This window comes from Kurthia sp. FSL E2-0154 (genome assembly GCF_038003625.1).
GTDB lineage: Bacteria > Bacillota > Bacilli > Bacillales_A > Planococcaceae > Kurthia > Kurthia gibsonii.
The window spans coordinates 2,046,762-2,070,559 of record NZ_JBBOPO010000001.1 but is presented as its reverse complement, the minus strand read 5'-3'; the positions used below and the strand labels follow the sequence as shown (position 1 = coordinate 2,070,559).

Annotated in this window: 23 protein-coding genes; 10 read left to right on the top strand and 13 right to left on the bottom strand. The window is 36.3% G+C overall.

Annotated elements, in window-relative coordinates:
- Window positions 1–60: 60 nt before the first annotated feature.
- The gene (gene map / locus MHB75_RS10230; RefSeq protein WP_068450871.1) at window positions 61–813 is read left to right on the top strand and encodes a type I methionyl aminopeptidase; all 753 of its coding nucleotides are present in this window, start codon (window positions 61–63) and stop codon (window positions 811–813) included.
- A gap of 54 nt (window positions 814–867) precedes the next feature.
- On the opposite strand, the gene MHB75_RS10225 is transcribed toward map, so the two are convergent.
- A complete protein-coding gene (locus tag MHB75_RS10225; RefSeq protein ID WP_131004905.1) occupies window positions 868–1,599 on the bottom strand; it encodes a tryptophan-rich sensory protein in 732 nt (243 codons plus the stop codon).
- Window positions 1,600–1,745: 146 nt separating this feature from the next.
- Between MHB75_RS10225 and MHB75_RS10220 the strand changes: the two genes are divergently transcribed.
- On the top strand, window positions 1,746–2,501 hold the full coding sequence (locus tag MHB75_RS10220) for a polyphosphate kinase 2 family protein (RefSeq protein ID WP_141274358.1): 756 nt from the start codon (window positions 1,746–1,748) through the stop codon (window positions 2,499–2,501).
- Window positions 2,502–2,549: 48 nt separating this feature from the next.
- Window positions 2,550–3,095, top strand: a complete 546-nt coding sequence (locus MHB75_RS10215; RefSeq protein WP_141274359.1) for a GNAT family N-acetyltransferase — start codon at window positions 2,550–2,552, stop codon at window positions 3,093–3,095.
- A 96-nt stretch (window positions 3,096–3,191) separates the two neighbouring features.
- Here the strand turns inward: MHB75_RS10215 and MHB75_RS10210 are convergent, their stop codons facing one another.
- From MHB75_RS10210 to MHB75_RS10200, 3 genes are all read right to left on the bottom strand, one after another.
- Window positions 3,192–3,755, bottom strand: a complete 564-nt coding sequence (locus MHB75_RS10210) for a beta-class carbonic anhydrase (protein WP_141274360.1) — start codon at window positions 3,753–3,755, stop codon at window positions 3,192–3,194.
- A gap of 83 nt (window positions 3,756–3,838) precedes the next feature.
- Window positions 3,839–4,831, bottom strand: a complete 993-nt coding sequence (gene mreBH, locus MHB75_RS10205; protein ID WP_141274361.1) for a rod-share determining protein MreBH — start codon at window positions 4,829–4,831, stop codon at window positions 3,839–3,841.
- A gap of 336 nt (window positions 4,832–5,167) precedes the next feature.
- A complete protein-coding gene (locus MHB75_RS10200) occupies window positions 5,168–6,400 on the bottom strand; it encodes an aminopeptidase (RefSeq protein WP_340997507.1) in 1,233 nt (410 codons plus the stop codon).
- A gap of 262 nt (window positions 6,401–6,662) precedes the next feature.
- On the opposite strand from MHB75_RS10200, the gene motA reads away from it, so the two are divergent.
- Together motA and motB are read left to right on the top strand one after the other, a co-directional pair.
- Window positions 6,663–7,466: a flagellar motor stator protein MotA gene (gene motA, locus MHB75_RS10195; protein ID WP_068450893.1), complete on the top strand. Its 804-nt coding sequence runs from the start codon at window positions 6,663–6,665 to the stop codon at window positions 7,464–7,466.
- Complete coding sequence (gene motB, locus MHB75_RS10190; protein ID WP_340997505.1) at window positions 7,450–8,214, top strand: flagellar motor protein MotB; 765 nt, start codon at window positions 7,450–7,452, stop codon at window positions 8,212–8,214. Before motA ends, motB begins: the two co-directional genes overlap by 17 nt.
- A 97-nt stretch (window positions 8,215–8,311) precedes the next feature.
- On the opposite strand, the gene MHB75_RS10185 is transcribed toward motB, so the two are convergent.
- Together MHB75_RS10185 and MHB75_RS10180 are read right to left on the bottom strand one after the other, a co-directional pair.
- Window positions 8,312–8,533: a DUF1128 domain-containing protein gene (locus MHB75_RS10185; RefSeq protein WP_068450900.1), complete on the bottom strand. Its 222-nt coding sequence runs from the start codon at window positions 8,531–8,533 to the stop codon at window positions 8,312–8,314.
- Window positions 8,534–8,609: 76 nt separating this feature from the next.
- Window positions 8,610–9,986 (bottom strand): alanine/glycine:cation symporter family protein, encoded by a 1,377-nt coding sequence (locus MHB75_RS10180; protein WP_340997503.1) that lies wholly within the window; start codon window positions 9,984–9,986, stop codon window positions 8,610–8,612.
- Between the two features lie 218 nt (window positions 9,987–10,204).
- On the opposite strand from MHB75_RS10180, the gene MHB75_RS10175 reads away from it, so the two are divergent.
- Both MHB75_RS10175 and MHB75_RS10170 read left to right on the top strand, forming a co-directional pair.
- Window positions 10,205–10,555 (top strand): YtxH domain-containing protein, encoded by a 351-nt coding sequence (locus MHB75_RS10175; protein ID WP_340997501.1) that lies wholly within the window; start codon window positions 10,205–10,207, stop codon window positions 10,553–10,555.
- 23 nt (window positions 10,556–10,578) lie between these two features.
- The gene (locus MHB75_RS10170; protein ID WP_340997499.1) at window positions 10,579–11,574 is read left to right on the top strand and encodes a YihY/virulence factor BrkB family protein; all 996 of its coding nucleotides are present in this window, start codon (window positions 10,579–10,581) and stop codon (window positions 11,572–11,574) included.
- Window positions 11,575–11,619: 45 nt separating this feature from the next.
- On the opposite strand, the gene MHB75_RS10165 is transcribed toward MHB75_RS10170, so the two are convergent.
- The 3 genes from MHB75_RS10165 to MHB75_RS10155 all read right to left on the bottom strand — a co-directional run bounded on the left by MHB75_RS10165 (window position 11,620) and on the right by MHB75_RS10155 (window position 15,709).
- Window positions 11,620–13,518, bottom strand: coding sequence for a heavy metal translocating P-type ATPase (locus tag MHB75_RS10165; protein ID WP_340997497.1), 1,899 nt, complete (start codon window positions 13,516–13,518; stop codon window positions 11,620–11,622).
- A 270-nt stretch (window positions 13,519–13,788) separates the two neighbouring features.
- Entirely contained in the window at window positions 13,789–15,321 is a 1,533-nt protein-coding gene (locus MHB75_RS10160; protein ID WP_068450910.1) for a fumarate hydratase, read from the bottom strand.
- Window positions 15,322–15,508: 187 nt separating this feature from the next.
- The gene (locus MHB75_RS10155; protein WP_141274367.1) at window positions 15,509–15,709 is read right to left on the bottom strand and encodes an SE1561 family protein; all 201 of its coding nucleotides are present in this window, start codon (window positions 15,707–15,709) and stop codon (window positions 15,509–15,511) included.
- Between the two features lie 185 nt (window positions 15,710–15,894).
- Between MHB75_RS10155 and MHB75_RS10150 the strand changes: the two genes are divergently transcribed.
- Entirely contained in the window at window positions 15,895–17,061 is a 1,167-nt protein-coding gene (locus MHB75_RS10150) for an MFS transporter (RefSeq protein ID WP_445667002.1), read from the top strand.
- A gap of 40 nt (window positions 17,062–17,101) precedes the next feature.
- Here the strand turns inward: MHB75_RS10150 and MHB75_RS10145 are convergent, their stop codons facing one another.
- Complete coding sequence (locus MHB75_RS10145) at window positions 17,102–18,850, bottom strand: methyl-accepting chemotaxis protein (RefSeq protein ID WP_340997492.1); 1,749 nt, start codon at window positions 18,848–18,850, stop codon at window positions 17,102–17,104.
- Window positions 18,851–19,066: 216 nt separating this feature from the next.
- Here MHB75_RS10145 and MHB75_RS10140 point away from each other — a divergent pair, with 216 nt between their 5' ends.
- Window positions 19,067–19,417: a nuclear transport factor 2 family protein gene (locus MHB75_RS10140; RefSeq protein ID WP_255314803.1), complete on the top strand. Its 351-nt coding sequence runs from the start codon at window positions 19,067–19,069 to the stop codon at window positions 19,415–19,417.
- Window positions 19,418–19,443: 26 nt separating this feature from the next.
- The gene (locus tag MHB75_RS10135) at window positions 19,444–19,755 is read left to right on the top strand and encodes a hypothetical protein (protein ID WP_141275122.1); all 312 of its coding nucleotides are present in this window, start codon (window positions 19,444–19,446) and stop codon (window positions 19,753–19,755) included.
- A 131-nt stretch (window positions 19,756–19,886) separates the two neighbouring features.
- Here the strand turns inward: MHB75_RS10135 and MHB75_RS10130 are convergent, their stop codons facing one another.
- The 3 genes from MHB75_RS10130 to MHB75_RS10120 form a co-directional block, all read right to left on the bottom strand.
- Window positions 19,887–21,110 carry an ISL3 family transposase gene (locus MHB75_RS10130; protein ID WP_340998508.1) on the bottom strand — a complete coding sequence of 408 codons (1,224 nt, stop codon included), beginning with the start codon at window positions 21,108–21,110 and terminating at the stop codon, window positions 19,887–19,889.
- Between the two features lie 330 nt (window positions 21,111–21,440).
- Window positions 21,441–22,817, bottom strand: a complete 1,377-nt coding sequence (rlmD, locus tag MHB75_RS10125; protein WP_340998611.1) for a 23S rRNA (uracil(1939)-C(5))-methyltransferase RlmD — start codon at window positions 22,815–22,817, stop codon at window positions 21,441–21,443.
- 41 nt (window positions 22,818–22,858) lie between these two features.
- Window positions 22,859–23,755, bottom strand: coding sequence for a TIGR01777 family oxidoreductase (locus tag MHB75_RS10120; protein ID WP_340997491.1), 897 nt, complete (start codon window positions 23,753–23,755; stop codon window positions 22,859–22,861).
- Window positions 23,756–23,798: the final 43 nt, after the last annotated feature.

Genomic DNA, 23,798 nt, shown 5'->3' with positions numbered 1-23,798 from the left:
TATCTACAAAAATTATGATATAGTTAAGAGTAGAATTTTATATAGAAGGGACCGTTATACATGATTGCAACAACTCAACAAGAAATCGATGCGTTATTAAAAGCGGGTCGTGCCATGGCAGAAATTCGCGAGGCAATGAAAGCTGCGACAAAACCAGGCGTTACAACAAAAGAGCTAGATGAATTAGCTGGTAAACTATTTGAAGAAAAAGGTGCAGTATCTGGACCAAAAGCAGAATATGACTTCCCAGGTTTCACATGCATTAGTGTAAACGAGGTCGTAGCACATGGTATTCCAAACGATACACCTCTAAAAGAAGGCGATATGATTAATATTGATGTATCAGGTCATGTGGATGGTTTTTATGCAGATACAGGTATTTCATTTATCGTAGGTGATGCTGAAAAGCCAGAATTACAAAAATTATGTGATGTAGCACAGTCAGCTTTTGATCGTGCTATGACAAAGGTTAAACCAGGTTCTAAATTGAATCAAATTGGTAAAGCTGTAGAACGTGAAGCGCATGATAATGGTTTAAAAGTAATTATGAACCTAACAGGTCATGGTGTAGGACACTCATTACATGAAGAACCACAATATGTATTGAACTATTATGATGCATGGGACGCTACTTTAATGAAAGAAGGTATGGTTTTCGCAGTAGAACCATTCATCTCACAAGCAGCTGAAAATATTATTGAAGGTACAGATGGTTGGGCGTTTTTAACACCAGATAAATCATTTGTAGCACAACTAGAACATACAGTAATCGTGACAAAAAATGGCCCGATTTTAACAACAAAAATTGATTAATAAAAAGAGGAGAACGAAAAAATCGTTCTCCTCTTTTCTATAGTGTAAAACATGTTAATAGATTGTTCTTGGCTTTTTACGCATAAATAGAATACCAGCAAGTAATACACCACTTAAAAATAATGCAGCTGTTGTTACTAATAATTCCTCAAAGTTATTTTGTACAGCAATTCCTAAATAGAACCAGATGAATAGAATCGGGAAGTAAGGATCGTAATGATGAAAGCGGATGTGAAGTGCAATGGCTACAAAGACAGTCAATAAGATGACGGCCCATAGCGGTTGACTTAATCCAAAACCATCCCAACGTGCTGCAACAAGTAAGATTGCTAAATTGAACATAATAAGTAATACGAGCCATGCTAAATAAAGTGATATAGGTAGGCGTGTGGTCATCGTATTCTTTTCAGGTAGTAATAAATACATACCAGCAAGTGCAAGTGTACTGAATACGAGTATCATACATGCGATGATGAACTGACTATTTTGCCAGTAATAAATCCAAACGATTGAAAGGACCATACTAATTGTAAATAAAAAACTTTGTACATGTGTAATCGCAAATTGTTTCTTTGCAAACATTTGCCATTGTTTGTAAATCCAATATAATATAGAGAGATAGATGAGTGCCACTACATAAAAGACATAGTCGGATGGATAAGCTAGAATGGTATAGCTATTTGCAACATCCACTGTCGTTTGACCATTGAATGGAAGAATGGCAGCAGATACGCTGACAATCATCATTGCTAAAAAACTGATTGTCATTAACAATAGTCTGCCCAAAAGATCTCCTCCTCATCAAGATTTTTCGTATTTAAAAATACTAACTATCATTATACACGTCTTTCATAGTGCAATCATTTTCAATTTGGTGAACGTTTCATAAAAAAAGGGTATATATAATCAGATTCAGGAAAAGGAGTGTTTACATGACTCAATCTTTAGAAGAATTAAATATGGATAAGAAGTTCAATAGTAAGAAGTCGTATAAAAAAGAATTAAAAAAATTACAGCTAAAAATGTTAACGTTACAACAGACGTTGCATCGTAATAATATCGGTTTAATTATAGCCTTTGAAGGAATGGACGCAGCTGGAAAAGGTGGCGCGATTAAGCGCTTGATTGAACGATTAGATCCACGTGGTTATGTTGTACATCCAATTTCAGCTCCAAAGCCACACGAATTACGTCACAACTACTTACAACGTTTCTGGCGTAAGCTACCGTTTAGAGGAAGTATAGGTATTTTTGACCGTAGTTGGTATGGTCGTGTATTAGTAGAGCGAATTGAAGGTTTTGCAACGGAAGCTGAATGGACACGTGCTTACCGTGAGATTAATGAGTTCGAGCGTGTACTGACAGATGATCACTATATTATTTTGAAGTTCTGGCTACAAATCACAGAGGAAGAACAATTGAATCGTTTTAATGCACGTGAGAAGGATCCATATAAATCTTGGAAGCTAACAGATGAAGATTGGCGCAATCGTAAAAAATGGCCTCAGTATGTTCAAGCAGCAAATGATATGTTTGCTAAAACAGATCATCCGAATGCACCATGGATTTTAGTTGCAGGTAATGATAAAAAATATGCAAGAATCAAAGTATTAAAAGAAACAATTAAGCATTGTGAATCGAAAATTAAAAGTATGGGAATTGAGATTGATTACCCAGATGAGAAATAGTTTTTTAGTTAAAAGCTCATGAAATTGTGTAGAGAGAGATGATGTGGCATGCTTTACTTAGAGAGCGAACGCTGTATATATCGGGTATTAATTGAAGAAGATGCGGAAGCATTAACAAACCTAGTTGTACAAAACAAGCGATTTTGGTCCATCCATGAGCCACTTCATAGCCCTGAATATTATACGAAGAATTTTCAATTGAAGCGAATTAACGATTCGATGCATCAAATGAATATGCGTCGAGAGTATAGTTTTGGAATCTTCCTTAAAAATACGAAAGAGTTAATTGGTCATATATCGATTTATTCCATTAAGCGCTTGCCTTTTTCGAGTGCGTTCATCGGTTATTCCTTAGATGAGCGCTTTACTCGTAAAGGAATTACAACAGAAGCGGTGGAATGTATTACAAAATTCGCCTTTGAAAATTTGGATTTACATAGAATTGAAGCCTATGTATCGCCAGCGAATGAAGGGTCTTATCGTGTGCTAGAAAAAGTCGGTTATCAACGTGAAGGGTTGTTAAAACAATTACTTTATATTAATGGTGTATGGGTAGATCATTATCTATATGCGAAGCTTGCAGAGGAACATTGAAAAGGTAAGACACTTTGGTATAAGTGGAAAAGACAATTTAAAAAGAAGTTTTAAAAAAGAACCGCCGTCTCACCAAGACAGCGGTTCTTTTTATTATTATAGGTCGTAGCCGTTTGTTACAAGTTCAAGTTCGCCTGTTTTTGGATCAATGATTAAACCATGTACAGGTACATCTTTTGTGATTAAAGGATGGTTACGTACAACGTTTACGCTACGTTTCACTTCTTCTTCTAAATCAGTGAAACCTTTTAACCAATCCTCAACGTCGATTCCTGTATGCGAGATAATTTCAAATGTCTTATCATCTACCCCACGTGATTTAATTTCGTTGATGACTTTTGACGGATCCATTGAATTCATACCACAGTTTTTGTGTCCAACTACAAGTACTTCCTCTGCTTTTAAAGCATACACTGCAACCAAAACACTTCGCATGATACTGCCGAATGGATTGTTAATTTGTGCCCCTGCTGTTTTGATCATTTTCGCATCACCATTTTTAATGTTGATTGCTTTTTGTAATAATTCAATTAAGCGCGCATCCATACAAGTTACAATCGCTAACTTTTTATTCGGCACTACATCCGATACATATGATACATAATCTTGGTTTTCTACAAATTTTTTGTTAAACTCTAAAATCTCATCTAATTTTCTCATTACAAACTCCCCTCCCACATTTAATTTTATCTAAAAAAAATAAAAAATTAAATGTTTATGGTAAAAATGCATAAAAAGAACGATTATTTAAGGTAATGTAGTGTTTCTGTTGAGAGACCTGTACCAATCGCAACCGCTTCAAGAGGAGATTGTGCTCTGTAAACTGGAATAAATAGTTCATTTGCTAACCATTCATCTAATCCTTGTAGTAAAGATGTCCCGCCAGCAAGAACGATACCACGCTCCACAATATCACCAGCAAGTTCTGGTGGACAAGATTCTAGAGTACGACGAATCAGTTCTAAAATCGCTTGGAATGTTTCAGATAAGCAATCTTGTAGCTGCATCGAATCAATTGTAATACTACGTGGTAATCCTGTGACTAAGTCACGTCCTGTTACGGTCATTTGCGCTACTGCATGTTCAATTGGTGCATGACCAATCTCAATTTTGATTTCTTCAGCAGTTTTAGCACCAATTAATAAATTGAATTCTTTGCGTAGATAGTGAATGATATCATCATTAATTGAGTCGCCACCAATTTTGGCAGTTGCCGTTGTTACAATGCCACCTAATGAGATGATGCCAACTTCAGTTGTACCACCGCCTAAATCAACAATTGCGCTCGCTGTAGGTTCGTTTACAGGTAATTCTGCTCCAATAGCTGCAGCAACAGGTTCATCAATTAAAAATACCTCTTTAGCTCCACATTGGCGTGCAGCATCCTGAATAGCTAAACGCTCAATCGATGTTGCCCCAGAAGGTGCACAAATAACGATGTTCGGTTTTTTAAATCGTCCTTTGTCTTTAAAGACGCGATCCAAAATCGTTTTTAAAAGAGTAGTTGCCATATCAAAATCTGCAATGACACCATCTTTAAGTGGGTGACATACTGTAATATTCGGTGGTGTTTTTCCAATCATTGCTTTGGCTTCATGACCAATCGCAATTACTTGCTTTGTTGTTGTATTGACAGCCACGACAGATGGCTCATTCAAAATAATACCTTTATTTTTTACGTACACTAATGTGTTCGCTGTACCTAAATCAATTCCAAGAGCTGAAGATGTAAACATCAAACAACGCCTCCTCTAGCTTTGTATAAATATCTAATATGATAAAAAAATAACAAATCAGTCGTTTTAATAGTATAAATGAAGAAAAAAGGGAATGATAGTTTAAATATGAAGGATAAAAAAGGGAATAAAAATAGAGTTGTTGATATATCAATATGTAACGGCTTTTATTAGGATAAAAGTCTACTATTTAATTTTTTTAAATGCGCTAAATGTGTTAGAAGAAGAAAAAAAATTTATCCTACATTTTAATAAAAAATCGCTTTTTTATGATGTCATATAAAACAACGCCTCGTCTTAAAGACGAAACGTTCTTTTAAATGTTTCCACTAGAGATTAAAATGCCCAATTTCCGTTACGGAATACAGGTATACGTTCATTATCTTTTGTAATACCATCAATCTGCATATCACCAGAACCAATCATAAAGTCGACGTGTGTCATACTGCGATTTAGTCCTGCTTTTGCGAGTTCTTCTTGTGACATTTCTGTTCCGTTCTCTACACAAAAAGTATAGGCACTACCAATCGCTAAATGGTTTGAAGCATTCTCATCGAATAGTGTATTGTAGTAAAGGAGACCAGAGTTTGAAATAGGTGAATCATGTGGTACAAGTGCTACTTCACCTAAGAAGTGAGATCCTTCATCTGTTGCAACTAAATCCTTTAATACTTGCTCACCTTGTTCAGCGGATACATCTACAATGCGGCCTTTTTCAAACGTGATTTTAAAGTTGTCGATGATTGTTCCACCGTAGCTTAATGGTTTTGTACTGCTTACATAACCGTCTACACCATCCTTAAAAGGTGCTGTGAAAACTTCTTCAGTTGGGATATTCGCCATAAAATCAAACCCAGCTTCATTCTTACTACCACCACCACTCCAAATATGGCGTTCAGGTAATTCAATTGTTAAGTCAGTACCAGGTGCTGTGTAATGTAATTTGTGGAAGTGATAACGATTCAATTCATCTACCTTCGTACTAAGCTGTTCATCATGTGCTTGCCAAGCTTCAACAGGTTGTTCTAAGTCAGCGCGTGTCGCTTTAAAAATAGCTTCCCATAGAGCAGGAACTTGTTCTTCAGTTGGTAAGTCGGCAAACATCATAGCAGCCCAGTCTTTTGAAGGGGCTGCAGCGACAGTCCAGCTAATTTTGTTTGCTTGTGAGGCTTGACGATATTTTTCTAAACCTTGACCTGCAGCTTTTTGGAATGCTGCAATTTTTTCTGGCATAATCCCTTTTAATAAGTCAGGGCTAGATGATTTTACTTTAATAAAAGCAGCCCCATGTTCAGCTAGCCATTCTTTTTCAACTGTTTGCCAAATAGGAAAGTGGTTGAATTCTTCAAGTGGTGCATGTTCAAAATGTAAACGACTAATAACATCATCATCATAATGTACAAATACTTGTTTTGCTCCAGCTTCATATGCCTTTTTAGCTAATGCTTTTGCAAGTTCTGAATTCTCAACTGTCACGTCAATAAATAAATATTGATCTGGTTGAAGATTTGATCCTACACGAATTAAAAGTTCTGCATAATTTTCTAATTTTTCTTGAAAACGTAACATTAAAACCCATCCTTTGTTAATATAGAATTAATAGAAACTTCTATTCTATTTTCAACTATTTCGGTTAACGAATCAAGTTAAACATATAAAATCAAAAGAATAATAACAACTGGTACTAAACACTCTATTATATGTAATTTGGCAGTGAACGTTTGTACATAGAAATTTTCATGAAATATCCAATGAATGTAGTAGATGTTTATTAAGATTTAAGAATTTACACCGAAATATAAAGAAGAATGACGACTTTGGAGGTTCTGAAATGGATATATCATCAGTTATAGGGATTATACTTGGACTTGTCTCTCTTATTGTAGGGATGTTCTTTAAAGGTGTAACACCGGATGCCTTACTTAATCCAGCGGCGCTTTTTATTATCATTTTAGGAACGATTGCTACTGTTGTAATTGCCTTCCCAATGAGTGAGCTAAAGCGCATACCAAAATTATTTGGTGTTTTATTTAAGGATAAAAAATTAGTAAGTGATTTAGAAATTATTCAATTATTCTCAAGTTGGGCAGATTTAGCTCGTCGAGAAGGTTTGCTTGCCTTAGAGAGTAAAGTGGATGAAGTAGACGATTCATTCCTTAAAAATGGTTTAACATTAGCAATTGATGGTCAAAATGCAGATTACATACGCGATGTGTTAACAGAAGAAGTAGAATCAATGGAAGAACGTCATAGTGCGGGGGCGCAAATTTTTACACAAGCGGGTACTTACGCGCCCACATTAGGTGTATTAGGAGCTGTAATTGGTCTGATTGCAGCGTTAAAAGAATTAGATGATGTTGAAAAGTTAGGTTTAGCGATTTCAGCAGCCTTCGTTGCAACATTACTCGGTATTTTTACAGGTTACGTATTATGGCATCCATTCGCAAATAAATTAAAGCGAAAGTCAGCTGTTGAAGTAAAACAGAAGATGATGATTATAGAAGGTATCCTTTCAGTATTAGAAGGGGAGGCTCCTCGCGTAATCGAACAAAAATTGGCATCATACTTACCGAAAAGTGAACGTGCTAAAATAATTGGCGAAAGCGGGGCGGATGGCCTTGGCAAAGAAAGCTAAAAAACATAAAAAACATGAGGAACATATTCCAGAGTCTTGGCTAATTCCATATGCAGATATTTTAACGCTATTACTAGCACTCTTTATTGTATTGTTTGCATCTTCATCTGTTGATGTGAAGAAGTTATCACAATTATCCGCTGTATTTAGTACAGTATTTGATGGTGGTTCAGGCGTTATGGATAATCCATCACCAGTCGAAACAGATATACCGAGTAGCGAAACATTAAGTGCGTATCAAGAAGATCAACGTCAGTTAAAAGAAATTGAGACAGATGTAGAACAATATATCGCAAGTAAAGAATTAGAAGGGAAATTCGATACAAAGATGACAGAAGATGGTCTACTCATTACGATTAAAGCAAGTGTTCTATTTGACCCTGGTCAGGCCGTCATCTCATCTAAATATGAATATATTGCAAAAGATTTGGCGAAAGTACTTAATTTAAAACCAAAACGTTCGGTTGTCGTGTCGGGTTATACAGATACAGTACCAACTACGGGTAGTCAGTTTTCTTCAAACTGGGAGTTGAGTGCAATTCGTGCAGTAAACTTTTTAACCTTACTTGTAAATTCGAATAAAGAACTAGATCCTGCTTATTTCAGCGCCAAAGGATATGGTGAGAACAATCCTGTCGCATCGAATGATACAGCAGAAGGAAAAGCTAAAAACCGTCGTGTAGAGGTTCTTGTGCAGCCTTTAGTAAAAGAAGATGGTTCATCATATGAACAAACAAATAGTAAATAGAAAAAGAGGGTGGAGTAAAATCCAACCTCTTTTTATTGTTTAGATATAGTACATAAAAAAGAAGTACAATGGGAAAATCCCAAAGCACCTCTTTTACTTATTTACGCAGTGAGCCAAGTTCTGCTACGATTGCTTGCATTTCACTTGGACTAAAAGCATCGCGCTTATGTACTAATTCATATAAGTACACAAGATCTTCGTAACTCTCCGTGTCGAAGTTTTCAGGTTTCATGGCATCTGCATTGACCATGCGTAATTTTTCTTTAATCGCTTCAATCATGAAGTGAATATTTTCTGTAGATGGCGTTGTTAAATCCAAAAGGAACCCCTACCTTTCAAAGTTGGTTACCTTTTATAATTCCATTCATACAGCCAATTGTCAATGACAATTTGATTTAAGATTTACTAGCACGTAATGCTAATTTTTCTTCTTTTAATGTTTTTTGAATAATACGTGTTTCAGCTACAATAACACCTGATAAACCGACAAGGCCGATTAAGTTAGGAATCGCCATTAAGCCGTTCGCTACATCCGAGAATGTCCATACAAGATCAAGAGATGATGTTGCACCTACATAAACAAATAATACGAAGATGATACGATAGATTGTCCCAGCGATTGGTGTCTTTACAAGATATTGTAGACACTTTTCACCATAGTAAGCCCAACCCATAATTGTTGAAGAAGCAAAGAATACAAGACCGATTGCTACAACATATGGGCCCCATGCACCTAAGAATGTATCAAATGCAGCCGTTGTTAATTCGTTCGCTGCCATATCTTTATTTGTATAAACACCTGACATAACGATTGTTAAACCTGTAATTGAACAGATCAAAATGGTATCTAAGAATACTTGTGTCATCGAGATTAAAGCTTGACGACCTGGTAAGTCTGTTTTTGCAGCAGCAGCAGCGATTGGTGCAGAACCAAGACCTGCTTCGTTTGAGAAAATCCCACGCGCAACCCCGTAACGAATCGCAGCACCGACAGCACCACCACCAGCAGCAGAGAATGAAAATGCATCTTTAAAAATAATACCAAAAGCAGCAGGTACATCTGTAATGTTCGTAAAGATTACAATTAAACCAGCAAGTAAATAGAAGATTGCCATAACCGGTACAAATACAGCTGTTACGCTACCGATTGATGAAATACCACCTAAAATAACTAACCCTACAACAACGGTTAATACAATACCTGTAATCCAAGGCGCAACATTGAACGTGTTACTTACAACACCAGCAACTGAGTTCGATTGTGTACCGTTACCGATACCAAATGATGCGATAACACCGAAGAAAGCGAATAGAACTGCTAACCATTTTTGCTTTAGACCACGCTCTAAGTAGTACATCGGTCCACCAGCCATTTGTCCTTTTTCATCTTTCACGCGATATTTTACGGCTAATAGTGCTTCACCGTATTTTGTTGCCATACCTAATATTGCAGCTACCCACATCCAGAAAATTGCTCCTGGTCCTCCTAGAATAACAGCAGTGGCTACCCCGACAATATTACCTGTTCCAACTGTCGCAGCTAAAGCTGTCGTCAGTGCTTGGAATTGTGAAATATCCCCTTCAGCCGATTTGTCATGGTTTTTTGAAAATACTAATTTTAAAGCAGTTGGTAACAAACGAATTTGTAAAAAACCAATACGAATTGTTAAGTAAATCCCTGTCCCTAAAATTAAGACGATTAGCGGTACCCCCCATAACACGCCTGAAACCTCGCCTAAAAATGCATTTAACTTATCTCCCAAAGCCCCCATTGAATTACCCCCTAAAAATGTAATTTTTCTTTAAAATGGAAAAATTAAAGTATACAACTATTTTCATAAAATTCTGTTAAATTGTCAATACCTAAAATAAATTTATATTATAACTATTTGTTATAATAGAACGTATGCTAGCATAATGGTTTACTTACGAAGGAGAAGGGTACTATAATTGGGGTTAGAAAATACATAAAAAACCGGAGGAGATAAATATGGGAAAAAAATTAGTGTATGGTATTTTAGCAGGAGCAGCAATTGGAGCAGCAGTAAGCTTACTGAATCGCGAAACACGAGAAAAAGCAGTACAAAAAGTAACGAACTTCAAAACAGATGCACAATATTACTATTACAATCGTGATGAGCTGAAACAAAAAGCAACAGAGAAATTTAGCAAAGTACAAGGCATTGTAGAAATGGTTATGGAGAATAAAGATTATTATTTGGAAAAAATTGCTGAATTTAGAGAAACACCTAAATTAACTGAGGAAGTAAAAATTGCGAAAGAGGTAACGAATCAAGGTGTAGACGATGTTAAAAAAGCTGAAGATGTCATTCACCTATAAACTTTAAGAAGGGGGAGGTTTATATGGCGAGGAAAGCAAAAGTTAAACATTCATCTGAAATGTTCGAGCGTTTAAAAATGATGCAAGTTAAAAAGAGACAACGCGATATTGAAGTAGATGAACTCGATTATACAACGCGTAAAGGGTATATAAAAGGCCTAATAGAAGGTATAAAAAAAGCAGATGTATCAAGTTCAGGAGCACAACTGGCCTATTTCTTCCTTCTATCATTATTTCCATTACTTATTTTTATTTTAACGCTTGTTCCATTTCTAAATTTGCGTCCAGAACAAGTTTTTCTATTTTTAGAAACAGCGTTACCATCTGAAACCTATAATCTGATCAGTTCCACATTGAGAGAAGTTTTGGATACGCGCAGTGGGAGTTTATTATCAATTGGTATTATTGCAACTTTATGGTCTGCATCCAATGGAGTAAATGCGCTTATCAAGAGTTTAAATCGCTCTTATGGAATTGAAGAAACAAGACCTTTTTTAATTGCTAGAGGAATGTCACTTATTTTAACCTTGATGTTTATTGTGTTAATTATTGTAGCTTTAGTCTTACCTGTATTTGGTCAAACTATTGGAAAAACTTTGTTTAATGAAATTGGATTAGGAGATAACTTTTTAATAATTTGGCAATACGTTCGAATTATTTTACCACCTATTTTAATAGCAAGTGTATTAATAATTGTTTATTGGGTGGCACCAAATATGCCATTATATTTAAAAAGTGTCATTCCAGGAGCTCTTTTTGCTACTGCTGCTTGGATTGCTGTGTCATACGGTTTTTCATTCTATATTAGTAATTTTGCCAACTATTCCAAAACATATGGTAGTATTGGGGGAATTATTGTTTTAATGTTATGGCTTTATATTATTGGTATTGTATTAGTGATTGGTGGACAGTTAAATGTAGCGACACAAAGAAGAACTGAACAGAAGATGCGAAGAATGGATCAAGTATCTAGGCAAGAAGAAAAAGGTAAAATTTCAACAAAAGTATCTTCAATTTAACAAAAAAAGAGCAACCTCTAAAATAAAGAGGTTGCTCTTTTTTTGTTAAATTTTTGTGCGTAACATACGCAAACCATTTAGAATAACTAGAATCGTACTACCTTCATGTCCGATAACGCCGAGTGGTAAGTTAACAATTTGCAAGAAGTTAGAGATGACTAATAACATAATAATAGAAATAGAAAAGATAATATTTTGTTTCACGATTCGTTGCATTTTACGTGCTAGTTTAATGGCATGAGGAATTTTTGATAGATCGTTTTTCATCAGTACGACATCTGCTGTTTCAAGTGCTACATCAGTTCCTTCACCCATCGCAATTCCTGTTGTTGCTGTTGCAAGAGCAGGCGCATCGTTAATACCATCACCAACCATACCAACGAATTTATATTCTTTCAGTAATTCTTTTACATGTTTTACTTTTGTATCCGGTAGACATTCCGCAATCGCTTGTTCAACGCCAGCTTCTTTTGCAATGACGTTAGCTGTATTATGGTTATCACCTGTTAGCATAACTGTGTGAATACCCATTTCATTCAACTGTTGAATCGCAAGTTTTGACTGTTCACGTACAGTATCTTTTAGTGCAACTAATGCTACAATCCCTTCATCATTTGCCATGAAGATGACTGTTTTACCTTCGTTTGTTAACTGATCTGCTAGATTGTTTTTAAATGCACGAACACGCTCAAAACCGACGAATTCAGGTTTACCAACTTGATACACTGTGCCATCAATTGTTCCTTTTAATCCCCAACCAGGCATGTCTTCAATTTGCGCTTTACGGAAAGTAGATACATTTTGTTCTTCTGCGTACGTTGTAATTGCGATTGCAAGTGGGTGATTAGATTGTGATTCAATCCCTGCTAACATCGCAAGCAATTCTTTTTCGTCTAATCCATCTGCAGTGACGAAATCTGTTACAACTGGTTTACCTCGTGTTAATGTTCCTGTTTTATCAAAAGCAATAGCGCGTAATGCACTTAAATGTTCGATGTGTAGACCACCTTTGAATAAAACACCACTACGAGCGCCACTTGAAATTGCTGATAGTGTTGCAGGTGTAATCGCTGCAACAAGCGCACATGGAGAAGCAACAACTAGTAATACCATCGCGCGATAAAATGTTGTGTTCCAGTCCCAATCTAATAAATAGTGGGGAAGGAAGAGCATAAGACCTACAACGGCTAAAACAATTTTGACATACGTTCCTTCAAAACGTTCGATGAATTGTTCAGAAGGTGATTTTTCACTTTGAGCTGACTGTACTAATTCAATAATTTTTGAGAAAAGTGAATCTGTATTTGGTTTTGTCATTTCGACAATTAATGTACTTGTTAAGTTTACTGTACCAGAGAATACTTCGTTTTGAATTTGTTTTGTTACAGGAATTGATTCACCTGTAATCGCTGATTCATCAATTGTTGAAATCCCTTCAACGACTACACCATCTGTTGGCACACGTTCGCCTGGTTTAATGAATAGACGATCCCCAACTTGTAATTCAGAAACTTGTACACGCTTTGTTGTACCATCTTCTAATAGTAAGTTTGCGACTTCAGGTTGTAAGTCCATTAGTGCTGAAATCTCTTTATGGCTTTTGTTCATCGCATAAGTTTCCATTGCACCACTTACTGCGAAGATGAAGATTAAGATGGCACCCTCTGTCCAATAACCGATAATTGCTGAGCCAATTGCAGCTAAAATCATCAATAATTCGACGTTCAAGGTTTTTTCTTTAATGGTCTCCTCAATACCTTCTTTTGCTTTTGTAAAGCCACCAATAATGAATGCAGCTAAGTATAAAACAACTACTAATGTAGTCTCGCCAATATTTTTGCTTAGAATCCATGCCACTAAAATAAGTACACCTGATAATAGGGCTGCAATCATTTCATGGTGTATTTTCATTTTCTCAATTAACGATTCATTTGTTTTTGTCATTCTTCCTACCTCCTTGAGAATGGATATCATTATCGAAACGGATATAAAATCAATAAAAAGCTTAAATATCAATGATTTTAGTTCGATTTATTTCTTTTTATTAATTTATAATTATTATAAATAAAGGGAGGTTAAAAGTCAACTAAATGAGAAAATGACATTGATTATCAATTAGATAGAGGATTTAAATTAGAATGATTATCGTTAATGATTAGATAATAATATAAAAAAGCCGTAACGAAATGAATCGTTACGACTTCGATTTGTTTATTAGAATACGCGTTCAGCGTGATCTGCTAATTTTTCAAGTGATGATTTTTGAACATCTGCATGTAATGAGTTACCGTGAGAATCCATTGTAACTACCGCTGTGAAGTCTTCAACACCTAAGTGCCACATTGCTTCAGGGATACCAAATTCAAGTAAATCAACACCATCTACTGATTTAATACAGTCAGCATAGTACTGAGCAGCACCGCCGATTGCATTTAAGTATACGCCGCCATGTTCTTTTAATGCTGCAAGTGTTTTTGGACCCATGCCGCCTTTACCCATTACTGCGCGAATACCGAATTTTTTCATGATGTCGCCTTGGTATGGTTCTTCACGAATAGAAGTTGTTGGTCCAGCTGCTTTTACAGTCCAGTTACCATCTTCATCTTTAGCCATTACAGGACCACAGTGATAGATGATTTGACCATCTAAATCAACTGGTGCATCGTGGCTCATTAAGTGGTGGTGGATTGCGTCGCGTCCTGTGTACATACGACCAGAAATTTGAACAACATCTCCAACTTTTAATGAACGGATTTTTTCTTCTGTAATTGGTGCAGTTAATTTTACAACTTCGCCTTGTTGTTTTGTTTCAGCTTTTGCTTCTTCTTCAAAGCTGATTTTTTCGCCGTCTTGGTAGTGCCATTCCATAATTTCGCCAGTTTCAGCGTTAATGTTAACAGCCATACGACGATATGCCCAACAGTTGTATGCTACTGATACGAAGAATGAAGCAGGGATACGGTGCATAACGCCGATTTTACAACCAAGTAATGTTGCTTCACCGCCGAAGCCCATTGTACCGATACCGAATGTGTTCGCTGTTTTGACAACGTACTCTTCTAATTTTGCAAGATCTTCATTTGGATTCACATCATCTACGTGACGGAATAATTGTTCTTTAGCTAAATCGTATCCAGATGAACGATCGCCACCGATTCCAACACCGATGAAGCCTGCTGAACAGCCTTGACCTTGTGCTTGGTAAACTGAGTGTAAGATACATTTACGGATACCGTCTAGGTCACGACCAGCACGACCTAAACCTTCTAATTCAGTTGGTAAGCTATATTGAATATTTTTATTCTCACAGCCGCCGCCTTTTAAGATTAACTTCATTTCGATGTAATCTTTTTCCCACTGTTCAAACTTGATAACTGGAACACCTTCGCCAAGGTTGTCACCGCTATTTGCGCCTGTTAATGAATCAACGGCGTTTGGACGTAGTTTTGCGTCAGCAGTTGTTTGTGCAATTGCTTTTTTAATCATTTCTTTGATTTCGATTTGGTTTACGCCAACAGGTGTTTTAATTTTAAATGTTGGTAGACCTGTATCTTGGCAAATTGGAGATACATTATCATCAGCCATGAAAATATTGTTTGCGATTGTATCTAAACTCATTGCAGCGCGAGTTCCAGCATTTTCAGCTTCTTTCGCTTTTTTAATAGCACGACGAACGTCTTTTGGTAAGTTAGTAGATGTTTCTGTTACTAACTTATAAATGCTATTCTCAAGGTTTTGTAAATTCATAATAAAAAGTCCCCCTCAAAAGGTTTTATGTGAATCATTTTATATTATAACGTGTCTGAGTTGGGAGAAAAAGAGAATATATAGAAATGCAGTGATTTTTTCAGAAAATTGTATGCAACATAGACAGGAAAAGTATGAACAAAAAAAGAACAATTCGACTGTAATCGATTGTCCTTGTTTCGTTTATCTATTCTTTTTCTTCTGAATCAGTGCGTTTTTTAAATGTATCCATTTTTACTTCGATATCATCTACCATGGCAATTAAACGATCGATATCTTCTAACTCAGTCGTTTCAGGGTCGATTGCGTCTAGTACTTCCATGAAAATTTGCAGACGTTCTTTTAAATAGCTTACTTGCTGATCTTTATTTGTAATTGATTTACCCATCAGTACACCTCGTTTCATTGCTAGAATAACGGATTTTAAACATTTTAGCAAATCCATATAGAGTTCATTATTATCCGAATTTTCCGTTTATACATGAATGTATATTTACTAGGACTAAAATATGATACGATATGTTTCGGCGTTCAATTTATAAGCAAATTTATCTGTAGAAAGGAAGAAACTTGGTGAAAAATAACGATATTGCAAAAAAACGTTTTTGGATATTAGTCATCATCGTGTCGATTTCGGGTTTTTCTCAAGGAATGTTATTGCCGCTTATTTCAATCATTTTTGAAAAAGACGGTGTTGCTTCCTCACTCAATGGTTTAAATGCCACAGGTTTATATATAGGAACATTACTCATTGCACCATTCGTTGAACAACCTTTACGTCGTTTTGGCTACAAGCCTGTCATCGTTACAGGTGGGGCACTCGTATTTGCTTCATTATTTTTATTTCCTTTATGGAAAAGCGTATTATTTTGGTTCATCTTACGGTTAGTTATCGGGATTGGAGATCATGCGCTTCATTACGCAACACAAACATGGATTACAACGACAGCACCGCCTGAAAAATTAGGGAAGAATGTCGCGATTTACGGTTTATCATTCGGTCTTGGTTTCGCAGTTGGGCCTCAATTCGTTCCATTAGTTGAAATTAATGAAGCATTACCATTCATTGTTTCTTCATTACTATGTTTAGCAGCTTGGTCACTGATTTTCTTCTTAAAAAATGAAAAACCAGAACCAATTCAAGTGAATCAACATGGGAACACATTCGTACGTTATAAACGTGCGATGAAATATGCGTGGGTTGCATTTTTACCACCGCTTGTATATGGCTTTTTAGAATCTTCATTAAATGCCATCTTCCCAGTTTATGCAGTAAGAAATCACTTTGATTTATCAATGCTTGCCTTTACACTATCTGCATTTTCAGTAGGGGGCATTCTAACACAAGTACCACTTGGAACACTTGGTGATCGCATTGGTAGACGAAAAGTATCGCTCATTGCACTTGGCGGTGGCGGTTTAATGTTTTTATTTGGTAGCTTTTTCGAATCATCTGAGTGGATTATTTTAATTAGTTTCTTATTAGCTGGCATGTTCTGTGGTTCTGTATTCTCTCTCGGTATCTCATATATGACTGATTTAACACCGAAAGAGCTATTACCAACAGGGAACTTACTATGTAGTATTTTCTTCAGTGTTGGTAGTTTAGCAGGACCATTCTTAGGTGGTGCGTATGTACAATATGTGAATGCAAGCTTCCTCTTATTAATTGCAGGACTTATATTATCCGTATTCTTCATCGCATTAATTTTCGGTAAGGAAAGTAAAAAAGTAGTATAAAGAAAGAGGTAGGGAAAATTCCCCACCTCTTTTTTGTATGCTAATCAATTTTAAATTGATTAATCGCTTGTTTTAATAAGCCAATCTGATCTGATAAATCAGTTGCAGACTCAGCCACTATTTGCACCACTTTTTGTTGTTCTTCAATCGACTCAAATACTTCTGAAGTAGCAGCAGCATTATGCTGGCTAATTTGCGCGCTATGGTCAACAGAAGTTACAATGACGTCTTTTTGTGTCATGAGTTGTTGCACACTTTGGTTCACTTCTGTAATGGCTGTCTGAATTGAAGCGACTGTTTTTTGAATTTCTTCGAAAGATGTACCTGTATGTGTTACTGCATCGTTTTGTTGTTGAACAATTGCAGCTGTGCGATTAATTTCAGTATTGGCATTCATCGTTTCGGTTTCAATACCTTTTAACGTATTTTGTACACTCTTTGTTGAAGATGCAGTTTGCTCAGCTAGTTTACGCACTTCTTCTGCTACAACTGCAAATCCCTTACCATGTTCACCAGCACGTGCTGCTTCGATTGAAGCATTCAGCGCTAATAAATTCGTCTGTTCAGAAATCATATTAATCGATGTGATAATATTTTCGATTTCTTTCATTTTAGACGATAGATTGTGGAATACGGCTTGCACATGTTGTACTAGTTTTGCTGATTCATTCGACTTCTCTTGAAGAATTGAAAGTTGTGTTAAACCATTTGCATTTGCTTTTTCCATCGTATTTGATGTTTGTAACATATGTTGGTTTTTTTCATGAAGTTCTGTAATCTCTTCTGTTAAATGATCTGTCGCTTGTTTTGTTGACTGGCTATCTACTAATTGTTTATGCGAACCTTCAGACATTGTTTGAACACTATTTGAGATTTCATCTGTTGAAGCAGCTGCTTCTTCAGAAATAGCTGTTAAACTCGTTGATGTATCACGAATTTCTGCGATGGATGTATCAACATCTTGGATTAACTGTTTTAAACTAATTACCATACTGTTAAAGTGATTATTCAATTGACCGATTTCATCTTCACGTTTTACTTCATCTAAAGGAATTGATAAATTGCCACTCGCGATTTCTTTTAATTTAGCTGTTAGTTTCTGAATGGGACGAGCGAATGTACGAGCTAAACGTAATGTTAAGAAGAAACCAATAATTAATGAAATGACAAGAGCAATCGACATCATTAATAATAACTGATTTGCAGGTGCATTAAAGTCTTTTTTGTATGAACTTGCTGCAACAATCCATCCCCAATTCGGATCGACTTTTGAGTATGTAATTTTATCAGCCGTTTTGTCCATATCATCTGGCAAGTGGAATGGATACGATGTAAAACCGCCACCTTTATCAGCCGTTTGAATAATATTACGAATGAAATATTGTCCGCTACTATCTTGTAAATCCCATGACTGTTTATCTTCAATATTAGGGTGACCAATCATCATACCGTCTTTTTCTAAGAAGAAGATGTAACCACTCTCGCCTAAATCTGTTTTATTCGTAATCGGACGAAGGCCTTTATCATTCTTTTGTCCAATCGTTACTTCTTTTACTTTTTCTTGTGCTTCTTCAAGTGACATTTCACCTGAAGATACTTTTTGATTGTAGCCATCAATCAATTGCAATGTCGAGGTCACACTGTTTTTTACAATCGTCTCGCCTAATTCATTCATACTATTTTTTGCGTTGATGAAACTCACGATTCCGATGATTAAACAAGGAATCAGCATAAGGAGTAAAGAATTCAGCATAATTTTCCAATAAATTGAATTTAGTATTTTCTTCACAGTTACCTCCTAATAAGATGTGTCAATATATCTATTATGTATTCACTTAAAAAATAAATCAACATATTTGGAAAAAGAAGGTATAATGAATTTTGTTTTTAAATAGCATTTTCTTTTGGAAAGAGAGAAAGTAATGATTTATTAGACTTTTTTTGTAAAAAAATTGCTGTTTTTAATATAAAATAAGGTGAAAATATAGATAGGGAGATGAAAGAGTTGGAAGCTAGAGCAGCAAATTTTTTACACCTTGAAAAAACATTAATGTATGGACGATTAGATGATTTTGAAGAGTTATTATCAAATGATTTCGTTGAATTTGGAACATCTGGCCGTATTTATAGTAAAGAGATGCAATTAAATTCCGTAGATACAAAAGGATTGGCGGCATGTCCATTTATTATTAAAAATTTTTCTGTTCAGCAACTCGCACCGACGATTGTTCACATTACATATCAAACAGAAACGATTGACAATGGAAGTCAATCTAATCGCAGTTCAATCTGGAAGTATGAACATGAAAAATGGCGCTTATATTTTCATCAAGGAACACCGACAATATCATTTTAATATAATAGAGGAAGAAGGCAGATTATATGAATGAATTTTGTAGTTGCGAAAGATTAACACATATAAAAGTAGAAGCAGATTTTTATACAGATCCACTATGGTGCAGTATTTGTGGTTATAATTTAGATATTGATGAGTTTCCACTAAGAGAACTAATAAAAGAGAAGTTAATGTTATGGGTAGAAAAATATGAAGACGTATTAGAAGAAAATTCCCATCAATCGTCATTTGAATATGAACTTAACAAGCAAGAATATAATCAAGTTGGATTAGAATTAACAGAAGAAATCAAAAAGGATATAGGTCATCAATATAATATCTCATTTTCATATGTATAAATAAAAAGAAGATGAACATTTCATTTTCCTTATTTAGAGTTCGCAACGAAAAAGGTTCTTTGTCAAATGACGTTGGTGAGATTATTTAATAGAATAAAAGAGTCGGTTTTTTCGAGCGAGTTGTGTTTCATTTATGAAACGCAACTCGCTCTTTTCAATTTGAAATGAATGAAGATCCGCTGACGGTAGTTCGTGAAATTACGATACCCATAGGCAACACGATTTAAGACTTTGATTTTATTGTGGATGCCTTCAATTCTTCCGTTATTGAATGGATACATAAAACTATTTTCAATGGAACTTAAGTGATGCTTTAATGTGCGTATACTTCTTCTAAAATCGAGTGAAATTTCTTCGTGTAAAGGCTGTTTTAAGAGCGTTTGTAAGACGTTTATATCTTTGTCTTTCATGGCGTTTAATAGGGATTGATACAGTGTATAGTTGACTTGTAAACGTTCATCATAGCTCAATAGTGTATCGACAACGGTCCTATCCGTCGTTTGCCCAAATAACCCAAACGGTTTATAAAGGGTGTAGGTCAGGTCTTTTTCGTTTTTTAAAAGTAGTTTCCAATATCTTTTCAGTCGACGATATTTCTTCTGATCTTCGTTGTGCCCACGTCTAAAACCATTCATGACTTGGATTCGCAGTTGATTCATCGAACGACTGATCAATTGAACGAGATGGAATCGGTCGATGATGATCTTCGCTTTTGGAAACAGTTCTTGTATGAGCTTTTCATATCCGGCATTCATATCGATCGTAATGGTTTTCACCGAACAGCGTTCACGATAGCTGTAACGCGTGTAGAAATGGTTCTTAATATGACAACTGAAACGACTCGGTAAAATATCCAAAATCGTGCCGGTTTGGGCATCAATATATTGAAAAGCCATGCGCCCTCTGGCGTATTTAAATTCATCGAACGACAGGTTTTCCGGGAGTCGATTCGTTGGTTTCAAGCATTCGTTCGCATACGCTTGAATAAAGCGTTGTACAGAAGACACCGAAATCATCGCATCTTGGGCAATCAACGTGATGGATTGCGCTTCGGTCGCTTTCATCGTAACGCGTGCTTTCGTTTGATTGGAAATAAAACAATGGCGATCGACAATAGACGAACGCGCCACGAAAGTACAGGAACAGCTTTTACAAAAGAAGCGCTGTTTTTTGAGTAAAAGGAAGGTACGATGCACCCCCGTGAGTGGCAGCGTGATGCGAGAGGTTTGCGTCCCGTTTTTAATCACGGAAAAGTGTTCATTTTTCATACCACAAACCGCGCAATGGATCGGTATATAGGTAAGTGTAGCGGAAATAAATTTACATACCTTTCCTCTATCTTGCTTTATTTCCACGCATGCATCGGAAAAAGTGATGTTTGGGTCTTGTATATCTAGTAAATTTTTAATATCATGAGTAGTGTGCAAGTGAGTCTCTCCTTTAGTATGGGTTTTAGTCGACTTTTATTCTATCGGGAAACTCACTTGTTTTCTATGGTTTGACATAAAAAATAACGCTAGTGAAGTTCCAGCACCGATCTCATGTGAGTTCGGTGCTTTTTTCTTCACCAACGTTATTTATTGTAGAGCCACGAAAAAACGGAACCACATGGCAGCGTGATTCCGTTTTTTCTTATGCACATATTAGATGGTGTTTTATACGTATGTCCCATCTTCTTTTTAGTTTTATTTTCTCAATGTCAATAATGTCACGCTTTCAACGTGAGCTGTTTGTGGGAACATATCTACAGGTTGAATGTATTCAATGTGATAGATTTTCGTTAATTGTGCTAAGTCTTTTGCGAGTGTTGATGGGTTGCATGATGTATAGACAAAGCGTTTTGGTTTAATTTTTAGAACGGCATCAATGAAGCTTGGTGCAAGTCCTGTACGTGGTGGGTCTACTGTTAAGACATCCGGTACAAAACCTTCTTTTTGCCAGCGTGCTAACCAATCTTCAGCAGTTCCTGTTTTATAGATAGCGTGTTGAATACCATGATTTTCAGCGTTTTGTTTTGCGTTATCGATACTTTCAGGAATAACATCCATTCCACGAATTTCGCTCGCATCTTTCGCTAACCAAAGTCCAATTGTTCCAACACCACAGTAAGCATCGACAACTTTTTCTGAACCAGTGAGTGCCGCTGCTTTTTTAATTTGATTGTATAAATGAACCGTCTGCGTTGGGTTCAATTGGAAGAAAGCACGTGCAGATAGATCAAATGCAAATTCACCTAGTTCCTCATGAATCGTTTCTTTTCCTGCTAATACACGTGTAACATCACCGAAAATAAGCGATGTATCTTCAGAATTAATATTTTGAACAATGGATACAACACGCTCATCAATGTGTTGTAACTTTTCAATCAGTTCTTCTTTTTGCGGGAAGTTTTTACGCGTTGTAACAATGACAAGTTGAACTTCACCTGTGCGAACGCCGACACGTACCACAATTGTACGAATAATACCTTTTGTTGAGCGACCATCGTAAACTGGAATATCCAACTCCTCGATGATTTTTTTCGTTTTGTTCGTTACAAATGTCGTCATTTCATGTTGAACAGGGCAATCATTTAAGTCGAGTAATTTATGACTATTTTCAGCAAATAGTCCAGCCATTACATGTTTCCCTGGTTTTCTCACTTGGAATTGACTTTTATTACGGTAGTGCCATGGGTCATCCATGCCAATTGTTGACTTCACGTTAATTTTCTTCGCTTGATTCGGTACATATTTTTGAAGTGCTTGTAATACTACATGACGTTTTGCGACAAGTTGACTGTCGTACGTCATGTGTTGCAACTGACAACCACCACATGCTTCATAAACAGGGCAGGGTGGTGTCACACGATGCTTGGATTTTTTTTGTACTTTTAATACTTTTGCTTCTGAGAAGTTTCGGCTCACTTTCGTAATTTCAGCGTAAACTTCTTCGCCAACAAGCGCGCCGGGGATAAAGACGATATTTCGCTTATAGTAACCAATTCCTTCGCCATTAATCCCTAATTTTTTTATATTCAATGGAATGCGTTTGCCGACTTCCATTATTGTTTCTTGTACCATACGTGCCACGTCCTTTGCCATAATCAAAAATCATTTCTCCATTATAGCAGATTTGAAAGGGCGTCATACAGTTTTGGATAATGGAATGTATAACCATGTTCTAATAAAACAGTTGGTTTTACATTTTGACCTTCCAATACCATCTTACTTTTTTCACCGAGCGCTGCATTCAGTAAAGGGGCTGGTGTCGGGAACCAATGCGGTTTCCGCTTAATTTCAGCGATTGTTTTGCCGAATTGTTCCATGCGAACAGGATGTGGTGCGGTTACATTAACTGGTCCTGAAATTGTCTCGTCTGAAATAACGAAATCAATTGCACCGACAACATCATCAATGTGTACCCATGATACCCACTGCATACCTGAGCCGAGTTTTCCACCAATATAGAAATCATATGGCATGGCCATTAATTTTAATGCGCCACCACCTGAACCTAGAATGACACCGAAACGTGTGAAAACAGTTCGTACGCCATAGGCTTCCGCACGTTTTGCGATTTCTTCCCATTTCTTTACCGTACGTCCTAAAAAGTCGGCTGATTTTTGTGTAGAGGACTCGGTATAAACAGCCGCTTTTGATGTTGGATAAATCCCGATGGCACTTGCATTGACTAATACTTTTGGTTTATTTTCTAGGTATTCAATGATTCGGATGATTTCAGTAGTCGCTTGCATACGACTTTTAAAGATGGCTTCTTTGCGTTCATCTGTCCAGCGGCCTTCATTCAACGAAACGCCTGCTAAATTTATAAAGGCATCTGCATTTTCAAGTAATTCATTCGGCTTTGCATCGGGTTGTAACCACTGACAGTATTGTACATTCCCAACACGATGACTTTGTTTACGAGTTAGAATAATGACCTCATGTCCTTGTTGCGTGTAAAAGTCAGTTAACCCTTGTCCTACGAATCCACTACCACCTGCAATAACGATTTTCATAAAATACATCATTCCTTTTTCTATTTTCCTATATTGTACCCTT

What these genes read in the sequence shown, in the direction of transcription:
- map (WP_068450871.1), top strand. Translation starts at nt 61, where the DNA reads ATGATTGCAACAACTCAACAAGAAATCGATGCGTTATTAAAAGCGGGT.
- MHB75_RS10220 (WP_141274358.1), top strand. Translation starts at nt 1,746, where the DNA reads ATGACTCAATCTTTAGAAGAATTAAATATGGATAAGAAGTTCAATAGT.
- MHB75_RS10215 (WP_141274359.1), top strand. Translation starts at nt 2,550, where the DNA reads ATGCTTTACTTAGAGAGCGAACGCTGTATATATCGGGTATTAATTGAA.
- MHB75_RS10210 (WP_141274360.1), bottom strand. Translation starts at nt 3,755, where the DNA reads ATGAGAAAATTAGATGAGATTTTAGAGTTTAACAAAAAATTTGTAGAA.
- mreBH (WP_141274361.1), bottom strand. Translation starts at nt 4,831, where the DNA reads ATGTTTACATCTTCAGCTCTTGGAATTGATTTAGGTACAGCGAACACA.
- MHB75_RS10200 (WP_340997507.1), bottom strand. Translation starts at nt 6,400, where the DNA reads ATGTTACGTTTTCAAGAAAAATTAGAAAATTATGCAGAACTTTTAATT.
- motA (WP_068450893.1), top strand. Translation starts at nt 6,663, where the DNA reads ATGGATATATCATCAGTTATAGGGATTATACTTGGACTTGTCTCTCTT.
- MHB75_RS10180 (WP_340997503.1), bottom strand. Translation starts at nt 9,986, where the DNA reads ATGGGGGCTTTGGGAGATAAGTTAAATGCATTTTTAGGCGAGGTTTCA.
- MHB75_RS10175 (WP_340997501.1), top strand. Translation starts at nt 10,205, where the DNA reads ATGGGAAAAAAATTAGTGTATGGTATTTTAGCAGGAGCAGCAATTGGA.
- MHB75_RS10170 (WP_340997499.1), top strand. Translation starts at nt 10,579, where the DNA reads ATGGCGAGGAAAGCAAAAGTTAAACATTCATCTGAAATGTTCGAGCGT.
- MHB75_RS10165 (WP_340997497.1), bottom strand. Translation starts at nt 13,518, where the DNA reads ATGACAAAAACAAATGAATCGTTAATTGAGAAAATGAAAATACACCAT.
- MHB75_RS10160 (WP_068450910.1), bottom strand. Translation starts at nt 15,321, where the DNA reads ATGAATTTACAAAACCTTGAGAATAGCATTTATAAGTTAGTAACAGAA.
- MHB75_RS10155 (WP_141274367.1), bottom strand. Translation starts at nt 15,709, where the DNA reads ATGGGTAAATCAATTACAAATAAAGATCAGCAAGTAAGCTATTTAAAA.
- MHB75_RS10135 (WP_141275122.1), top strand. Translation starts at nt 19,444, where the DNA reads ATGAATGAATTTTGTAGTTGCGAAAGATTAACACATATAAAAGTAGAA.
- rlmD (WP_340998611.1), bottom strand. Translation starts at nt 22,817, where the DNA reads ATGGTACAAGAAACAATAATGGAAGTCGGCAAACGCATTCCATTGAAT.
- MHB75_RS10120 (WP_340997491.1), bottom strand. Translation starts at nt 23,755, where the DNA reads ATGAAAATCGTTATTGCAGGTGGTAGTGGATTCGTAGGACAAGGGTTA.